The organism is Flavobacterium aquatile LMG 4008 = ATCC 11947 (assembly GCF_000757385.1).
Classification (GTDB): Bacteria; Bacteroidota; Bacteroidia; order Flavobacteriales; family Flavobacteriaceae; genus Flavobacterium; species Flavobacterium aquatile.
The window spans coordinates 471,193-486,345 of record NZ_JRHH01000002.1; the positions used below are offsets into that span (position 1 = coordinate 471,193).

Consider the following 15,153-nt stretch of genomic DNA (forward strand, 5'->3'; position numbering starts at 1 on the left):
TTATTTTTTTACCGCAATACATTCAATTTCAATTCTGGCATTCTTTGGTAACGCAACAACAACAATAGTGCTTCGGGCAGGAAATTGATCTGAGAAATGCTTAGTGTATATATTATTGACGGTTTCAAATTGATTGATGTCAGTAAGGAATATGGTTGTTTTTTTTATATGGTCTAAATCAGAACCATTATCTTTAAGAATCACTTTTAAATTTGCGAAAATCTGAATAGTTTGCTCCTCAATTCCTTCTTTTAAAGCATTAGTAATCGGATCTATACCAATTTGTCCGGAAACAAAAATCAAATCTTTGTGAAGCGTAGCATAACTGTAGGGTCCAATTGGTTTTGGTAATTGAGTTTCTTTAGTAACTGCCAAATTATGAGTACTGTTACAAGAAACTAGTATTATTAAACTAAAAATGCAGCTAAGATATTTCATGAGTTTTAAGTATAAAAAAAGGCTGATTTTTTATCAGCCTTTTCGGTTTCTATTATTATTTTATAAAATTTAATAATTCGGTATTGAATTTTTCTAACTCTTCAATGAATAGTGCATGACCACTTTTTTCGAAAGGTACTAATTTGGAGTTTTTAATGCCTTTGTTCATTTGTTCTGCCAACTCATATGAACAAATTTTATCTAATTTACCATGTAAAATAAGCGTTGGAATTGTAATTTTTTTCAAATCGTCACGCAAATCACTATCTCGTAACGTTTTTAAACCTTCAGCCATGGCATAAGGAGAAGCTTGTGCCTGAATGGTTCCCAACCAAGCACCTTGTCCAGCTGAAACGCTTGTTTCAGTAGCTGGGAAAATAGTTCCGAAGTTTGCTAATAATTGTGGTCTGTTGGTATTGTTTAAATTAATCAAACCATTTACATCCTCTTTGGTCCAAAAACCATAGTTGAAATCGGCTCTTTTAGTCCAAATTGGTCCTGCTGCGCCAAATAATGCCATTTTAGAAACATGTGCTGCTTTATATTTTGCCACATAATGTATTACGGTTGCTCCACCCATTGAGAAACCACCAATTGTTGCTTTTTCTATTTTAAGTTGGTCCAAAACTACTTTGATATCGTCTGCGAAAACATCATAATTGTATTTTCCTGCTGGTTTGTCTGATAACCCGAAACCTCTTAAAGTAATGCCAATTACTCTGTATCCTTTTTCTATAAAATAAGCATATTGATATTCGTACATCGCATCGCTTAATGGCCATCCATGAATTAAAACTATTGGTTGACCTTCGCCTAAATCTGTCACATGTAGTTTTACATTTTTTTCTACTTCTACATATTCTGCTCTACCGAAAGATGCAGGTGTTCTTTTTTCTTGTGAAAATGAAACAGTGCTAGTTAATACTGTTGTAAATAATCCGATTGCTAAAATTAAATTTTTCATGATTTTAAATTGTTAATTGTTATTTGATAAAGCAAAGTTCAAGCGAAAAGCTTTGGTAATCAATGGACGCTTTTCGCTTTACATTGCACTTTTTTCCTTGTTATGCATTAATAAATTCAAGAATGTCTTTGTTTATGGTTTCGGCCTCTGTAGTTGGCATACCATGAGAGAAGCCAGGATAAATGATTAGCTTTCCATTTTGTAATAATTCGGCAGCTTTTACAGCAGTAGTTTCATAAGGTACAATTTGGTCGTCATCGCCATGCAATACTAAAACCGGAATGGTCACACTTTTTAAATCTTCTGTAAAATCAGTTTCGGAAAAAACCTCTATACAATCGTATTGTGCTTTGATGCCGCCCATCATTCCTTGTCTCCACCAATTGTCTTGAATACTTTTTTTAATTTCTGCACCTTCGCGGTTGTATCCAAAGAAAGGAATAGTCAAATCTTGATAAAATTGAGCTCGGTTATGTCGTGTGTTGTAGCGAATGTCATCGAAAACTGACAAAGGCACACCGTTTGGATTGTTTTCGTCGGCAATCATATACGGAGTGATGGCACTAATCAAAACTACTTTGGCTACGCGGTCTTTTCCGTATTGTGCTACATAACGAATAGCTTCACCGCCGCCTGTTGAATGACCTACGTGAATTACGTTTTTCAAATCTAAAAATTCTACTAATTCAGCTACATCGGCAGCATAAGTATTCATGTCATTTCCTTGGAATGTTTGCGTAGAACGGCCATGTCCGCGTCGGTCGTGAGCAATTACTCTAAATCCTTTTTCCAAAAAAAACATCATTTGAGCATCCCAATCATCTGATGATAATGGCCAACCGTGGTGAAAGAAAATTGGTTGTCCTTTTCCTAAATCTTTGAAATAAATTTCTGTTCCGTCTTTTACTGTAAACTTGTTCATAATTTTAATTTTAAATTGTTAGTATTATTTTGATAAGGCAAAGTTGCGTCAAATTGCAAAGGGCAACAATGGACTGTTTTCTCTTTGAATTGCACTTTTTTCCCTTTATGCAAAAACAGGGTGAATTTTGATGGTTTAAAGGAAGTTTTGAGACCAATTAAATAGAAAAAGCACGACAATAATGCCGTGCTTAACTTATAATTTTAGTCTATTTAGCTTTAAAATTGCTTTCTAAACGAAACTGGAGATAAACCTGTATGTTTAGAAAAGAAACGAATGAAATAGGCATCGTCTTCATAATTAAGACTGTATGCAATTTCCTTAACCGTCATTTTTGTATGAGCTAAAAGACGTTTACTTTCAAGTATTATCCGATCTTTAATAATATCGTTTGGAGTGCTTTTACTAATTAATCCTATTTTTTTACTGAGATTTTTTGGAGTTACAAATAATAGTTCGGCATAATCGGCAACCGTATGATGTGTTTTGTAATGTTGTTCAACAAGTTTGCTGAATCTTCTCAAAAATTGAACATCATTGTGTTGTGTGCTTTCTGCCAATTGGTGTTGTTGTTTCCAAATTCGGGTGGACTTAAGAATGATGAGTTTTAATAATATCCGAAGCATTTCTTCAGTGCTTGAATCTTCATTATTCATTTCTGTTTTGATTTCTTGAATGACAGCTTGAACATCCTTAGATTGATTATCATCTAATTTAATAAATGGAATTTCAAAAACATTATTGTACAATATACCATCGCAAGCCACTTCTTGATCGTGTATTTCAATGCAATAAAAATCTCTATTGAAGTAAATTAACTCACCATTAATTATTTCACATGGTTTTACTATCACTTTTGGGTTAATAAACAGAAGCGTATCTGTTTCCATGGTAAACTCTTGAAAATCAACTTGAATAGTGGCATTTTTAGAAATAAATAGAATTTTTATATGTTCTGCAATTGAATTGAATGTAGTTTCTTCTATCGCTTTTTTACTGAATTCAATATTCCCGAATTGTTTATATGAAAATTCTTTTAGCATAATTTGGTTTATGTTGGTGAATTCAAAGTTAATTATAAAAGTAATTCAACGTGTTTTTTAACCTAACTGTTTTCTGCGTTTTTAATCATAAGTATGCAACTCTTTTTTTAATTTTTATTCCCAAGTATACGTTGTTTTAATTCTGGAAAACGAAGGAAAGCTGTAATCCATAATATCGTTTGAATACTAACCGCCATCGATATCGGTTGTTGATGTTGTAAATGCGTTGCAATAGCTCCACCCAAATAAGCTATTAATAACATTGTTCCCAAAACTCCTGTCCTTGGAATAACGAAAAGTACTAACGAAATGATTTCAATAATTCCGATGAAACGATAAGTGCTGGCATCAATTCCCATAGAAGCAGCTTGAGCCAAGGCTGTATCGTTTTGTGTAATTTTCATGAAGGCACTCATTGTAAATAATAATACTAAAATGATGGTTAATATCCATCCTGCAATTTTGATTGTTTTTTGTGACATAGTTTTAGTTTTTAAATTCAGATACAAATTTCAAAATATATACTATACCTTTGTTATCTGTTACAAAAAGGATAGTACTTACAAAAAGAATAGTATATGAATAATCACACAGTTGAAAGTTGCTCTAAAGCTAAAATGGCCATAAGAGATACGTTGGATGTAGTAGGAGGGAAATGGAAATTAGTTCTTATTTCTGTATTGCAAAGTGGTAAAAAAGGCTTTAACGAATTATCTAGAGAAGCAGGAATTTCTCCACGTATTTTGTCTAAAGAACTCCACGAAATGGAAATGAACGGATTAGTTAGTCGAACTGTTTGCCATACTAAACCTATTACGGTTCAGTATGAATTAACAGCCTATAGTCAAACCTTGAACGAAGTTTTAATAGCTATGCAAAAATGGGGTCATTTGCACAGGCAAAAAATTATTTCCAGAGAATAATTTTCTAATTAACATGCTAAAAATCGGTGAATATTAAAAATTGATAAAAACTGTAATGTTGTCTTTTATTTTTTTTTTAATGAACTACTAAAACTGATAAAAGCCTCAAATTAAATAGATATTTCATAAAATATTTTTGTGTAATTCTTCGCCTTGATGAAAAACTTCAGTAATTATGTATTTTTTATATCGATTTCCTAATAATTAAGGTGTTTCTATTCTCAATTTGGTCTTTTCTTCCTTTCAAAATCATAGTTGCCAATAATTGTCCCATTTCTTTAAAATCGGTTGAAATGGTAGTAATTCCGTTTTCTACAATCTTCTTTAATGGCGTTTCATTGTAGGATATAATTCCGTAATCGCTACCTAAAATTAATTCTTGAAATTTCGATTGCTCAATGACATTCACTAAGTCTCGATCGTCTGGAATGATATAAACTTCTCCTTTTTTTATTGTTCTATTTTTAAATTCGGTAATTATTTCATGCTTAAAATGATGGTCTAAGCAGAATTTCTCGAAGCCAATTTTCATTCCTATTGGCTCTCTAAATCCAGGAAAAATCAAAATTAGTTTTTCATATTTATCAATCAAGTTCTTTCCTTTTGATAAACCATCGTAAATATCTTTTATAAAATTTTGATGTACCGATGGATAATCTTTTAAGTCATTATTAGTTTGGTCTAAAATGTAAACATCTTGCTTTGGTAATATTTTTATAATTTTTGCAGCATCCATTAAATTGGTCGGCATGATGATGTATTTGGAGTAGTTTCCATTACTTTCATTAATCAATTTCTTGAACATTTCAATATTAAAATGGTGAAAGAAAATGTCAATTTGTGCCGAATTGTTTATACTTTCCAAAAACGAATTATACAGGTCTTCTTTAAAACTATTAAGTTCATCGAACAAGAGAAAGATACGTTGCTCAAAACTAAATTCAACACTTTTTACATAATAGCCTTTTCCTAAAATGGCATAAATAATTCCGCGTTTTTTGAGTTCATCATAAGCCAACAAAACAGTATCTCTAGAAATTGAAAACTCCAAACTTACTTTATTCACTGATGGAAGTTTGTCGCCTCTTTTCAATCGATTTTCTGCAATAGCAACTTCTATTGAGAGTACAATTTGCTTGTATTTTGGAAGCGATGAATTGCTGTTGATACTTATTATTTTCATTGTACTTAGTAAATCTAAATTAGCGAAATCGATATAACTGGTGGCAAGATACAAATAAACTAGTAGGTAGTGGTATGGTTAAATAACATTAAATCCTATTTTTGTTAACACATTGATAAAATAGCTATGCAAAAAAATCATTATTCACAAATAGAAACACCTGTTTTTAGTAAATTCTTCGGAAATCTTCCTGACGGAAATGAGGTTTTGCTATTTACTTTATGTAATAAAAACGGAGCAGAATTATCTGTTATGAATTATGGTGCAACTATTACATCTCTTAAAATCCCAATTTCGGAAACAAAAAAAGTAGATGTTGTTTTAGGATTTGATACTCTTGATGATTACATAAATTCATTCGATTTACCGAGTGCACCATATTTTGGAACAACCGTCGGACGATTTGCAGGTAGAATAAATAACGCTCAGTTTTCGCTCAATGACAAGAAAATACAACTAAATAAAAACCATGGAAGCCACAATATTCACGGAGGAAATGATGGTTTTAGTAGAAAATTTTGGAAACTTATTTCATCTGCAGAAAATGATAATCCATCAATAACTTTTCAATACATAAGCGAAAATAATGAAGAAAATTTCCCAGGAAAATTAACCGCAAATGTTACTTACACTTTAACAGATAGCAACGAATTAATTGTAGATTATTCGGCAATTTCTACAGAAGATACGGTTATTAATTGTACGCAACACAGTTATTTTAACCTTGATGACCAAGCCGATACTATTGCAAATCAAACGCTTTTCGTGAATTCGAAACAAATTCTGGAAACAACATCAGAGAATATTCCAACAGGAAATTTCGTAAATTTAGAAAATCATAAGTTTGATTTTTTAAATCCTAAAAATGCTCCAAATCAAATTGATAACACCTTTGTTTTAGAACATAATAATGAAGTTAAAGCATGGCTTTTTAGTGAAAAAAATAATTTAAAAATGTCAGTTTTTACCAGTCAACCTGCTGTTCATATTTATGTTGGTGGCAATTGTTTCAATCAAATAAAAGGAAAAGAAAATGCAAATTATCATGCTCAAAGCGGAATATGTTTTGAAACACAAAATTATCCCGACGCACCAAATCACAGGCATTTTCCGAGTGCAGTCTTGAGAAAAGGTGAGACATATCATCATAAAACTACATTCAAATTTGAAAATATATAATTATGAAAAAGATATTTATTTTAATGCTAAGTGTATCAGTTGTTGCTTGCTCATCAAGTGATTCAGATACGCCAACGCCAACGCCAGTTCCAGACGATTTTATAAGAGCAGTTGACGTTTCCTTTTTGCCCTTAATAGAAAGCGAAGGAACTATTTACAAACATAATGGCACGGCTCAAAATGCATTGACAACTCTAAAAAATGCTGGATGTAATACTGTGAGAATCCGACTTTGGAAAAATCCTACCGATGCGGTTTCAAGTTTGCCCGAAGTAAAAGCATTGGCCGTTAGAGCAAGACAAGCCGGACTTAAAGTTTGGGTAACTGTTCACTATTCCGATACTTGGGCCGATCCTGGTGCACAAACTACTCCAGCAGAATGGCAAAGTTTGAGTTTTACCGATTTGAAAACCGCTTTCGCAAATTATACTTCAACAATTCTAACTGAAATTCAACCTGATATTTTTCAAATTGGAAACGAAACCAACGATGGATTGTTGTGGCCACAAGGAAAATTATCTACCAATGAAGCGCAGAGTTTGCAATTATTTCAAGCAGCAAGCGATAAGATTAGAAGTCAGTCGCCAACTACTAAAATCATGTTGCATTACGCAGGAACTTCGGGTTCTGATTGGTTTTTTAATAAAGTAAGCAGTATAAGTTACGATTACATCGGACTTTCCTATTATCCAATTTATCACGGAAAAAATCTAACAACGGTTCAAAACACTATGAATTCGTTGGGTTCATTGCACAATAAAAAAGTGATTATCGCCGAAACTTCTTATCCGTTTACTTTAGGATATAACGATTTTACTAATAATGTTTTAGGATTAGACAATCAATTAATTCCAGAATATCCAGCAACTAGTGAAGGTCAAAAAGCATTCATACTTGCAATAAAAAATTTGGTAAAACAAAGTTCTCACGGTATCGGATTTTGTTATTGGGGTGGCGAATGGGTTGCTTTTCGCGGACCAACTTCAACCAATGGATCGCCTTGGGAAAACCAATCGCTGTGGGATTTTAACAACAATTCGCTTCCAGTTATGGATGCTTTTAGTCAAAATTAATTATGAAAAATATTCTAAAAATAATAGCGCTTTCTGTTTTATTCGCCTCTTGTAAAAGTTCTAAATCGGCTTTCGTAAAAGGTGCCGATGTAGGTTGGTTGCCTCAAATGGAAGCCACAGGATACAAATTTTATGACCAAGACGGAACCGAAAAAGAATGTCTTCAATTACTAAAAGATAGAGGAATGAACTCTGTTCGACTTCGCGTTTGGGTAAATCCAAATGATGACAAAGCAAGCGGACATTGCAGTAAAGAGGAAACGGTAGCAATGGCATTACGTGCGCAAAAAATGGGAATGCGAGTGATGATTAACTTCCATTACTCCGATTCTTGGGCCGATCCTGCAAAGCAAAATAAACCTGCTGCATGGAAAAATCACAGTTTTCCAGAATTGCTAAATGATGTTTACAACCACACTTTTGAAGTAATTTCAGCTCTTAAAAATGCTGGTGTAACTCCAGAATGGGTACAAGTTGGAAACGAAATCCCAGGCGGAATGATGTGGCCAGAAGGAAGTACAGACAACTGGAATCAGCTCGGGCAACTTTTAAATAAAGGGTACGATGCCGTAAAAGCAGTAGATAAAAACATCAAAGTAATCGTTCACGTTGACGAAGGAAATAACAATGCCAAATTTAGAACTTTCTTCGATAATGCCACAGCTCAGAAGGTTAAATATGACATCATCGGACTTTCATACTATCCATATTGGATCAAAAAAGATTACACAGAAACCATCGCCGATTTAGAATTCAACCTTAACGATATGGTAAAACGTTATAATAAAGATGTGATGATTGTTGAAGTTGGAGGTGAAGATGACAAAATTCAGAACACTTATGAATTATTAAAAGCTACAATTGAAGCAGTTAAAAAAGTTCCAAATAACAGAGGTTTAGGAGTTATGTATTGGGAACCACAAGGTGCAAGAAGCTGGAGTCATTACGCATTAAGCGCTTGGTTAGAAAACGGTCAGCCTTCACCAGCATTAGATGCTTTTAAAGAAAATTAAAAATATGCAAGTAAATATTTCATATAAAATCGGTAAACTATCAATTCTTATTCTTGGTTTATTTTCTAGTTTCTCGAGTATAAACGCACAAGAAAAAATTAGTTTAGACGAAGATTGGAAGTTTCATTTTGGTCACGCTTCCAATCTGGATAAAGATTTCGATTACAGTAAAACAGCTTTACTTCACAAATCAAATGTGTTCGCAACAACCATTGTAAATCCAAAATTCGTTGATACCACTTGGAAAAAAATCAACGTTCCACATGATTGGGTTGTCGAACTTCCTTTCGTGAAATCGGAGCAAGTTGAAATGGACAGTCACGGTTACAAGCCAGTTGGCGGCGCTTATCCAGAAACAAGTATTGGTTGGTATCGCAAACATTTCACCATTGAAAAATCCAGAAACAATAAACGATTCGAACTTCAATTTGACGGAATTTATAGAAATGCCGAAATTTGGTTCAACGGATTTTACGTCGGAACAAATTTTAGTGGTTACGTTGGAAATTCATACGATGTTTCCGATTACATAAATTTTGAAGGTGATAATGTAATTGTTGTTCGAGTGGATGCCACACAATATGAAGGTTGGTTTTATGAAGGCGCTGGAATTTACAGACATGTATGGCTGAACATTACAGATAAAGTCTTCATTCCAGAAGACGGCATTTTTGTGCATTCCAAAGTTAAGGGCAAAAATGCAGAAGTTACTATTGAAACTACGATTCAAAACAACAATTTAAAAAACTCCAACTGTTTTGTTTACTCTTACATCACGGATAGAAACGGAAAAATATTAGCCAAAACTTCCAAACAAAAAGTAGCACTAGGAATTCGTAAAGATTTTACCCTCAAGCAAAAATTAAACTTGAATAATGCACGACTATGGTCATTAGAAGATCCGTATTTGTACAGAGTTATTTCCGTAGTAAAGTCTGGAAATCAAATTGTGCATCAAACAAAAACTCGCTTCGGAATAAAAACAGTGCAATTTGATGCCAATAAAGGGTTTTTCTTAAACGGAAAGAAAATCAAAATTCAAGGCACAAATAACCATCAAGATCACGCCGGAATTGGTAGTGCATTACCCGATTATATGCAATATTATCGCATAAAATTGTTGAAAGAAATGGGTTCCAATTCGTATCGAGCAAGTCATAATGCGCCAACTCCAGAACTTCTAGAAGCTTGCGATAGCTTGGGAATGCTGGTTCTTGACGAGCAACGTTTGTTAAACAGCAGTCCAGAATATGTCGATCAATTCAAACGATTAATTAAACGCGATAGAAATCATGCTTCCGTTTTTTTGTGGTCAATAGGAAATGAAGAACAAAACATTCAAGGAAACGATTACGGAAAACGAATTGCCCAAACACTTCTAGCGATTCAAGAAGATTTAGATCCAACGAGAACTTCAACTTACGCTGCCGATATGGCTAACGAATTCAAAGGTGTAAATGAAGTGATTCCAATACGCGGATTCAATTATCGTGAGTTTGCAGTTGCCGATTACCATCGCGATCATCTTAATCAACCTTTACTTGGAACCGAAATGGGAAGTACTGTTACGACAAGAGGAATTTATGAAAAAGACAGCATTAGAGCGTATGTTCCTGACCAAGATATAACGCATCCTTGGTGGGCAAGTAAAGCCGAAACTTGGTGGAAATTGGCAGCCCAAAATGACTATTGGCTTGGCGGTTATGTTTGGACCGGTTTCGATTATCGTGGCGAACCAACACCTTATAAATGGCCGAACATCAGTTCGCATTTCGGGATTTTAGATGTTTGTGGTTTCCCAAAAAACATTTATTATTACTATAAAAGTTGGTGGACAAATGAAGATATTTTGCATATTTCACCACATTGGAATTGGCCAGAAAAAGTAGGAAAACCAATTGATGTTTGGGTAAATTCCAATGCCGATGAAGTAGAACTTTTCTTAAACGGAAAAAGCCTCGGAAAGAAAACCATGGAGAGAAATAGTCATTTGCAGTGGAATGTAACTTACGAACCAGGCACTTTGGAAGCCATTGGTTACAAGAATGGAAGAAAGCTTACTACAAAAGTCGAAACTACAAATCATGCTACGAAAGTGGTAGCAGTTGCTGATAAAACCACAGTTTTAGCTGACGGAAAAGATGGTGTTGTAGTGAACGTTTCCATAGTCGATGACAAAGGTCGTGAAGTTCCAGTTGCTGATAATATGGTGAAGTTTTATATCTCGGGCGATGCTAAAATAATAGGAGTAGGCAATGGCGATCCAAGTTCGCACGAACCAGATAAATGCGCTGATGGAACTTGGCAAAGAAGTGCTTTCAACGGAAAATGTCAGGTGATTATTCAAGCAGGAAAAAAGATTGAGGACTTGAAATTAGAAGTAAAATCTAATGGATTGAGTTCAACTGTAGTGGAAATTAATCAAAAAAATAAATAGAAACTGAATCAATCCTGAAGCTTCGGGACAGCATAAAATGAAAAAAAAATTAATACAAAATACCACGGAACATTTTGAAAAATCCTTTCAAAATAAACCACAACATATTTTCCTTTCACCAGGAAGAATTAATATTATTGGTGAACACGTCGATTATAATGACGGATTTGTTTTGCCAGCCGCAATTAATAAATACGTGTGTATTGCAATTTCACCCAATACAAATTCCGATTGTACAATTATTGCTAAAGATTTAAACGAAGTTTTTGAGTTTAATTTGAATGATAATTTGGTGCCAAATCCGACTATGTGGATTAATTACATTCTTGGTGTTTTGCAACAATTAAAGGAACAAAAACAATTTTCAAACGGATTTAATGCGGTTTTTAGTAGCACAATTCCTATTGGTTCCGGACTTTCATCTTCGGCAGCTGTCGAATGTGGATTTGCATTTGCGTTAAATAAAATGTTTAATTTAGGTTTTTCCAAAGAAGAAATTGCACTCATCGGACAAAAATCGGAACATACTTTTGTTGGTGTAAAATGTGGCATAATGGATCAGTTTGCATCGGTTTTTGGCAAGAAAAATAAAGTCATCAAATTGGATTGCAACACATTAGAATACGAATACCACAAAGCCGATTTCAAAAAATATTCGTTACTTTTATTGGATAGTAATGTAAAACACACCCATTTAACATCAGGTTACAACGATAGAAGAAACGAAGTAGAACAAGGACTAGCCATCATAAAACAACATTTTCCTAAAGTAAAAACTTTCCGAAATTGTACAGAAGAAATGGTGAATTCGCTACAAAATGAATTGGGTGAAACCATTTTTAAAAGATGTCATTTTGTTGTAAAAGAAATCCAACGTGTTCAGGATGCTGTTAATGCCTTATCAAATTCTGATTTCAATAAACTAGGAGATTTAATGACCCAAACACATCACGGTTTGTCTCAAGAATATGAAGTAAGTTGTGATGAATTGGATTTTTTAGTCAATGCTGTAGCAAATGAAACTTCGGTTTTAGGAGCACGAATGATGGGCGGAGGTTTTGGCGGTTGCTCAATAAATCTAGTCGAAAAAGGTTCAGAAAATGCATTAATCGAAAAAATTTCTGAAGAGTATCGTTCCAAATTTGGCATCGAATTAAAATCATATAAAGTAAAAATATCAAAAGGTACATCAGAATATAAAAATTAAATCATACCACTGAATTCGTGTAATTCGTGTCAAAAAAATATCATGCAAAACTTCAACCATAACGAACATCCACACAGACGATATAATCCGTTGCTAGACGAATGGATATTGGTATCACCACATCGTGCCAAACGTCCGTGGCAAGGGCAAAACGAAAAAATTGCCGAAGACAATCGTCCTGAACACGATGAAAATTGCTATTTATGTTCGGGAAATGTTCGATCAAATGGTATAAAAAATGAAGTTTACACCGATTGTTACGTATTTGAAAATGACTTTTCCGCTTTATTAAAAGAGGAAGTTTTATTCGAAAATAATTCGAAACCATTATTCCAACAAAAACCAGAGCGCGGAATAAATAAAGTAATCTGCTTTTCGCCAAAACACAATTTGACCTTACCAGAAATGGAAGTTTCAGAAATTGAAAAGGTCGTAAAAACTTGGAAGGAACAATACATTGAATTGGGAAGTCAGGATTTTATCAATTACGTACAGATTTTCGAAAATAAAGGAAGTGTAATGGGTTGTAGCAATCCGCATCCGCACGGACAAATTTGGGCGCAATCGTCATTGCCAACCCAAGTAGAAAAAACGCAAAAAAACCTTCGTTCGTACTACGATAAAAACCAAACGAGTTTGTTAAAAGATTATTTAGATGAAGAATTAAAATTGCAGGAACGCATTGTAATTGAGAACAATCATTTTGTAGTTTTGGTTCCGTTTTGGGCAACTTGGCCTTATGAAACTATGATTATAAGCAAAAGACATTTTGGAAATATCATCGCTATGAGTAATGATGAAACCACAGCTTTTGCCGAGATTGTAAAAGATATTACGGTAAAATACGATAATTTATTTGAAACTTCTTTTCCGTATTCATCAGGAATTCATCAAGCACCAACCGATAGAGTAGCGCATCCCGAATGGCATTTTCATATGCATTTTTATCCGCCATTATTACGAAGTGCAACGGTAAAGAAATTTATGGTAGGTTATGAAATGCTAGGCGAAGCACAACGCGATATTTCACCTGAGCAAAGTGCTAAGATTTTAAGGGAATTACCAAACCAACATTACAAAACTAAAACCAACTAAAATGCAGACTTTAGCAACCAACGATTATATTGTATTTTTTCTCTATTTCGTAATTATTGTAGGTTACGGATTGTGGATTTACAACAGAAAAAAGAAAGAACAAACGTCAAGTAAAGATTATTTTCTTGCCGAAGGTTCACTAACTTGGTGGGCAATTGGTGCGTCTTTAATTGCCAGTAATATCAGTGCCGAGCAATTTATTGGAATGAGTGGAAGCGGATTTAAAATGGGTTTGGCGATTGCAACTTACGAATGGATGTCGGCAATAACGCTTGTTCTTGTTGCTGTTTTCTTCATGCCAGTTTATCTCAAAAATAAAATTTCGACGATGCCTCAATACCTAAAACAAAGGTACAACGGAAACGTAGCAATGATTATGGCGGTATTTTGGTTACTCTTATATGTTTTGGTAAACTTAACATCGATTTTATATTTGGGAGCTTTGGCTATTAGTAGTATTTCTGGTTTGAACATCACTTTTTGTATGATTTTCTTGGCGGTTTTTGCAGTGATGATAACGCTTGGCGGAATGAAGGTAATTGGTTATACCGATGTGATTCAGGTGTTTTTCTTGATTTTAGGTGGATTGATTACAACGTATCTAGCTTTAAATTTAGTAGCTACAGAATTTGGATCTGATGGAGTTATTAATGGATTTAATTTAATGCGTGAAAAAGCTGACGATCATTTTCACATGATTTTCGATAAATCAAATCCGAATTATATGGATTTACCAGGACTTTCGGTTTTAATTGGCGGAATGTTGATTATCAATTTGAATTATTGGGGTTGTAATCAATACATCACACAACGTGCTTTGGGTGCCGATTTAAAAACTGCGCGTAGCGGAATTTTATTCGCCGCTTTCTTAAAACTATTAATGCCAATTATTGTGGTTTTACCCGGAATTGCAGCTTATGTTTTATATCAAAACGGACATTTTCAAACCGAAATGTTACAAGACGGAAGTTTAAATCCAGATCGAGCGTATCCAATTTTATTGAATTTATTACCAGTTGGATTAAAAGGACTTTCTTTCGCAGCATTGACAGCAGCAATCGTTGCTTCTTTAGCAGGAAAAGCAAATAGTATTGCCACGATATTTACATTAGACGTTTATAAAACCAAGCTAAATGTTGATGCCGACGAAAAGAAACTAGTAAAAATTGGAAAGCTAACCATTGTGACTGCAATGATTATCGCTGTTGTTGTGGCACCTTTTTTAGGAATTGACAAAAAAGGTGGATTTCAATACATTCAAGAATATACAGGGTTTGTAAGTCCGGGAGTCTTTGCGATGTTTATTTTGGGATTCTTCTGGAAAAAAACTACTTCCAATGCGGCGTTGTTTGCAACAATTGGAGGATTCATATTTTCTATTATATTCAAATTTATGCCAGCATTTGTAGATTTATCGCTCTTGAATTCGATGGGATTTGCAGTTCCAAATGCTGATGGCGTTTATGAAATTCCGTTTATTGATAGAATGGGATTTGTATTCTTACTTTGCGTTATCGGAATGTACTTTATTAGTATGTATGAAACTAAAAAAGGAGTTCAAACTAATGGTCTTGAAGTAGATAAAACGATGTTCAAAATGTCGCCAAGTTTCACTGTAGGAATGCTTGTCATTGTTGCTGTTACGGCGGCTTTATATACAGTTTTCCGGTAGAAAA

The 15,153-nt window shown here is 34.0% G+C and carries 14 protein-coding genes; 8 read left to right on the top strand and 6 right to left on the bottom strand.

Features of this window, described 5'->3' with window-relative positions:
* From LG45_RS05105 to LG45_RS05125, 5 genes are all read right to left on the bottom strand, one after another.
* Window positions 1–438, bottom strand: a complete 438-nt coding sequence (locus LG45_RS05105) for a RidA family protein (protein WP_081932043.1) — start codon at window positions 436–438, stop codon at window positions 1–3.
* 55 nt (window positions 439–493) lie between these two features.
* Entirely contained in the window at window positions 494–1,402 is a 909-nt protein-coding gene (locus tag LG45_RS05110) for an alpha/beta fold hydrolase (protein WP_035125001.1), read from the bottom strand.
* A gap of 100 nt (window positions 1,403–1,502) precedes the next feature.
* Window positions 1,503–2,324 carry an alpha/beta fold hydrolase gene (locus tag LG45_RS05115; RefSeq protein WP_035125002.1) on the bottom strand — a complete coding sequence of 274 codons (822 nt, stop codon included), beginning with the start codon at window positions 2,322–2,324 and terminating at the stop codon, window positions 1,503–1,505.
* 218 nt (window positions 2,325–2,542) lie between these two features.
* Entirely contained in the window at window positions 2,543–3,367 is an 825-nt protein-coding gene (locus LG45_RS05120; protein ID WP_035125003.1) for a helix-turn-helix domain-containing protein, read from the bottom strand.
* 107 nt (window positions 3,368–3,474) lie between these two features.
* Window positions 3,475–3,849, bottom strand: coding sequence for a DoxX family protein (locus tag LG45_RS05125; RefSeq protein ID WP_035125004.1), 375 nt, complete (start codon window positions 3,847–3,849; stop codon window positions 3,475–3,477).
* 96 nt (window positions 3,850–3,945) lie between these two features.
* On the opposite strand from LG45_RS05125, the gene LG45_RS05130 reads away from it, so the two are divergent.
* On the top strand, window positions 3,946–4,290 hold the full coding sequence (locus LG45_RS05130; RefSeq protein WP_035125005.1) for a winged helix-turn-helix transcriptional regulator: 345 nt from the start codon (window positions 3,946–3,948) through the stop codon (window positions 4,288–4,290).
* 184 nt (window positions 4,291–4,474) lie between these two features.
* On the opposite strand, the gene LG45_RS05135 is transcribed toward LG45_RS05130, so the two are convergent.
* Window positions 4,475–5,473, bottom strand: coding sequence for a GntR family transcriptional regulator (locus LG45_RS05135; RefSeq protein WP_035125007.1), 999 nt, complete (start codon window positions 5,471–5,473; stop codon window positions 4,475–4,477).
* A gap of 126 nt (window positions 5,474–5,599) precedes the next feature.
* Between LG45_RS05135 and LG45_RS05140 the strand changes: the two genes are divergently transcribed.
* The 7 genes from LG45_RS05140 to LG45_RS05170 are packed head-to-tail and all read left to right on the top strand — an operon-like array spanning window position 5,600 to window position 15,149.
* Entirely contained in the window at window positions 5,600–6,652 is a 1,053-nt protein-coding gene (locus tag LG45_RS05140) for an aldose epimerase family protein (protein WP_052087497.1), read from the top strand.
* A 2-nt stretch (window positions 6,653–6,654) separates the two neighbouring features.
* Complete coding sequence (locus LG45_RS05145; RefSeq protein WP_035125008.1) at window positions 6,655–7,725, top strand: glycoside hydrolase family 53 protein; 1,071 nt, start codon at window positions 6,655–6,657, stop codon at window positions 7,723–7,725.
* A gap of 2 nt (window positions 7,726–7,727) precedes the next feature.
* Entirely contained in the window at window positions 7,728–8,738 is a 1,011-nt protein-coding gene (locus tag LG45_RS05150) for a glycoside hydrolase family 53 protein (protein ID WP_035125010.1), read from the top strand.
* Between the two features lie 4 nt (window positions 8,739–8,742).
* Window positions 8,743–11,175 (top strand): beta-galactosidase GalA, encoded by a 2,433-nt coding sequence (galA, locus tag LG45_RS05155; RefSeq protein ID WP_052087498.1) that lies wholly within the window; start codon window positions 8,743–8,745, stop codon window positions 11,173–11,175.
* A 37-nt stretch (window positions 11,176–11,212) separates the two neighbouring features.
* The gene (galK, locus tag LG45_RS05160; RefSeq protein ID WP_035125012.1) at window positions 11,213–12,382 is read left to right on the top strand and encodes a galactokinase; all 1,170 of its coding nucleotides are present in this window, start codon (window positions 11,213–11,215) and stop codon (window positions 12,380–12,382) included.
* A gap of 42 nt (window positions 12,383–12,424) precedes the next feature.
* Window positions 12,425–13,477, top strand: coding sequence for a UDP-glucose--hexose-1-phosphate uridylyltransferase (locus LG45_RS05165; protein WP_035125014.1), 1,053 nt, complete (start codon window positions 12,425–12,427; stop codon window positions 13,475–13,477).
* A 1-nt stretch (window position 13,478) separates the two neighbouring features.
* Window positions 13,479–15,149: a sodium/sugar symporter gene (locus LG45_RS05170; RefSeq protein ID WP_035125015.1), complete on the top strand. Its 1,671-nt coding sequence runs from the start codon at window positions 13,479–13,481 to the stop codon at window positions 15,147–15,149.
* The last annotated feature ends 4 nt before the right edge of the window (window positions 15,150–15,153 follow it).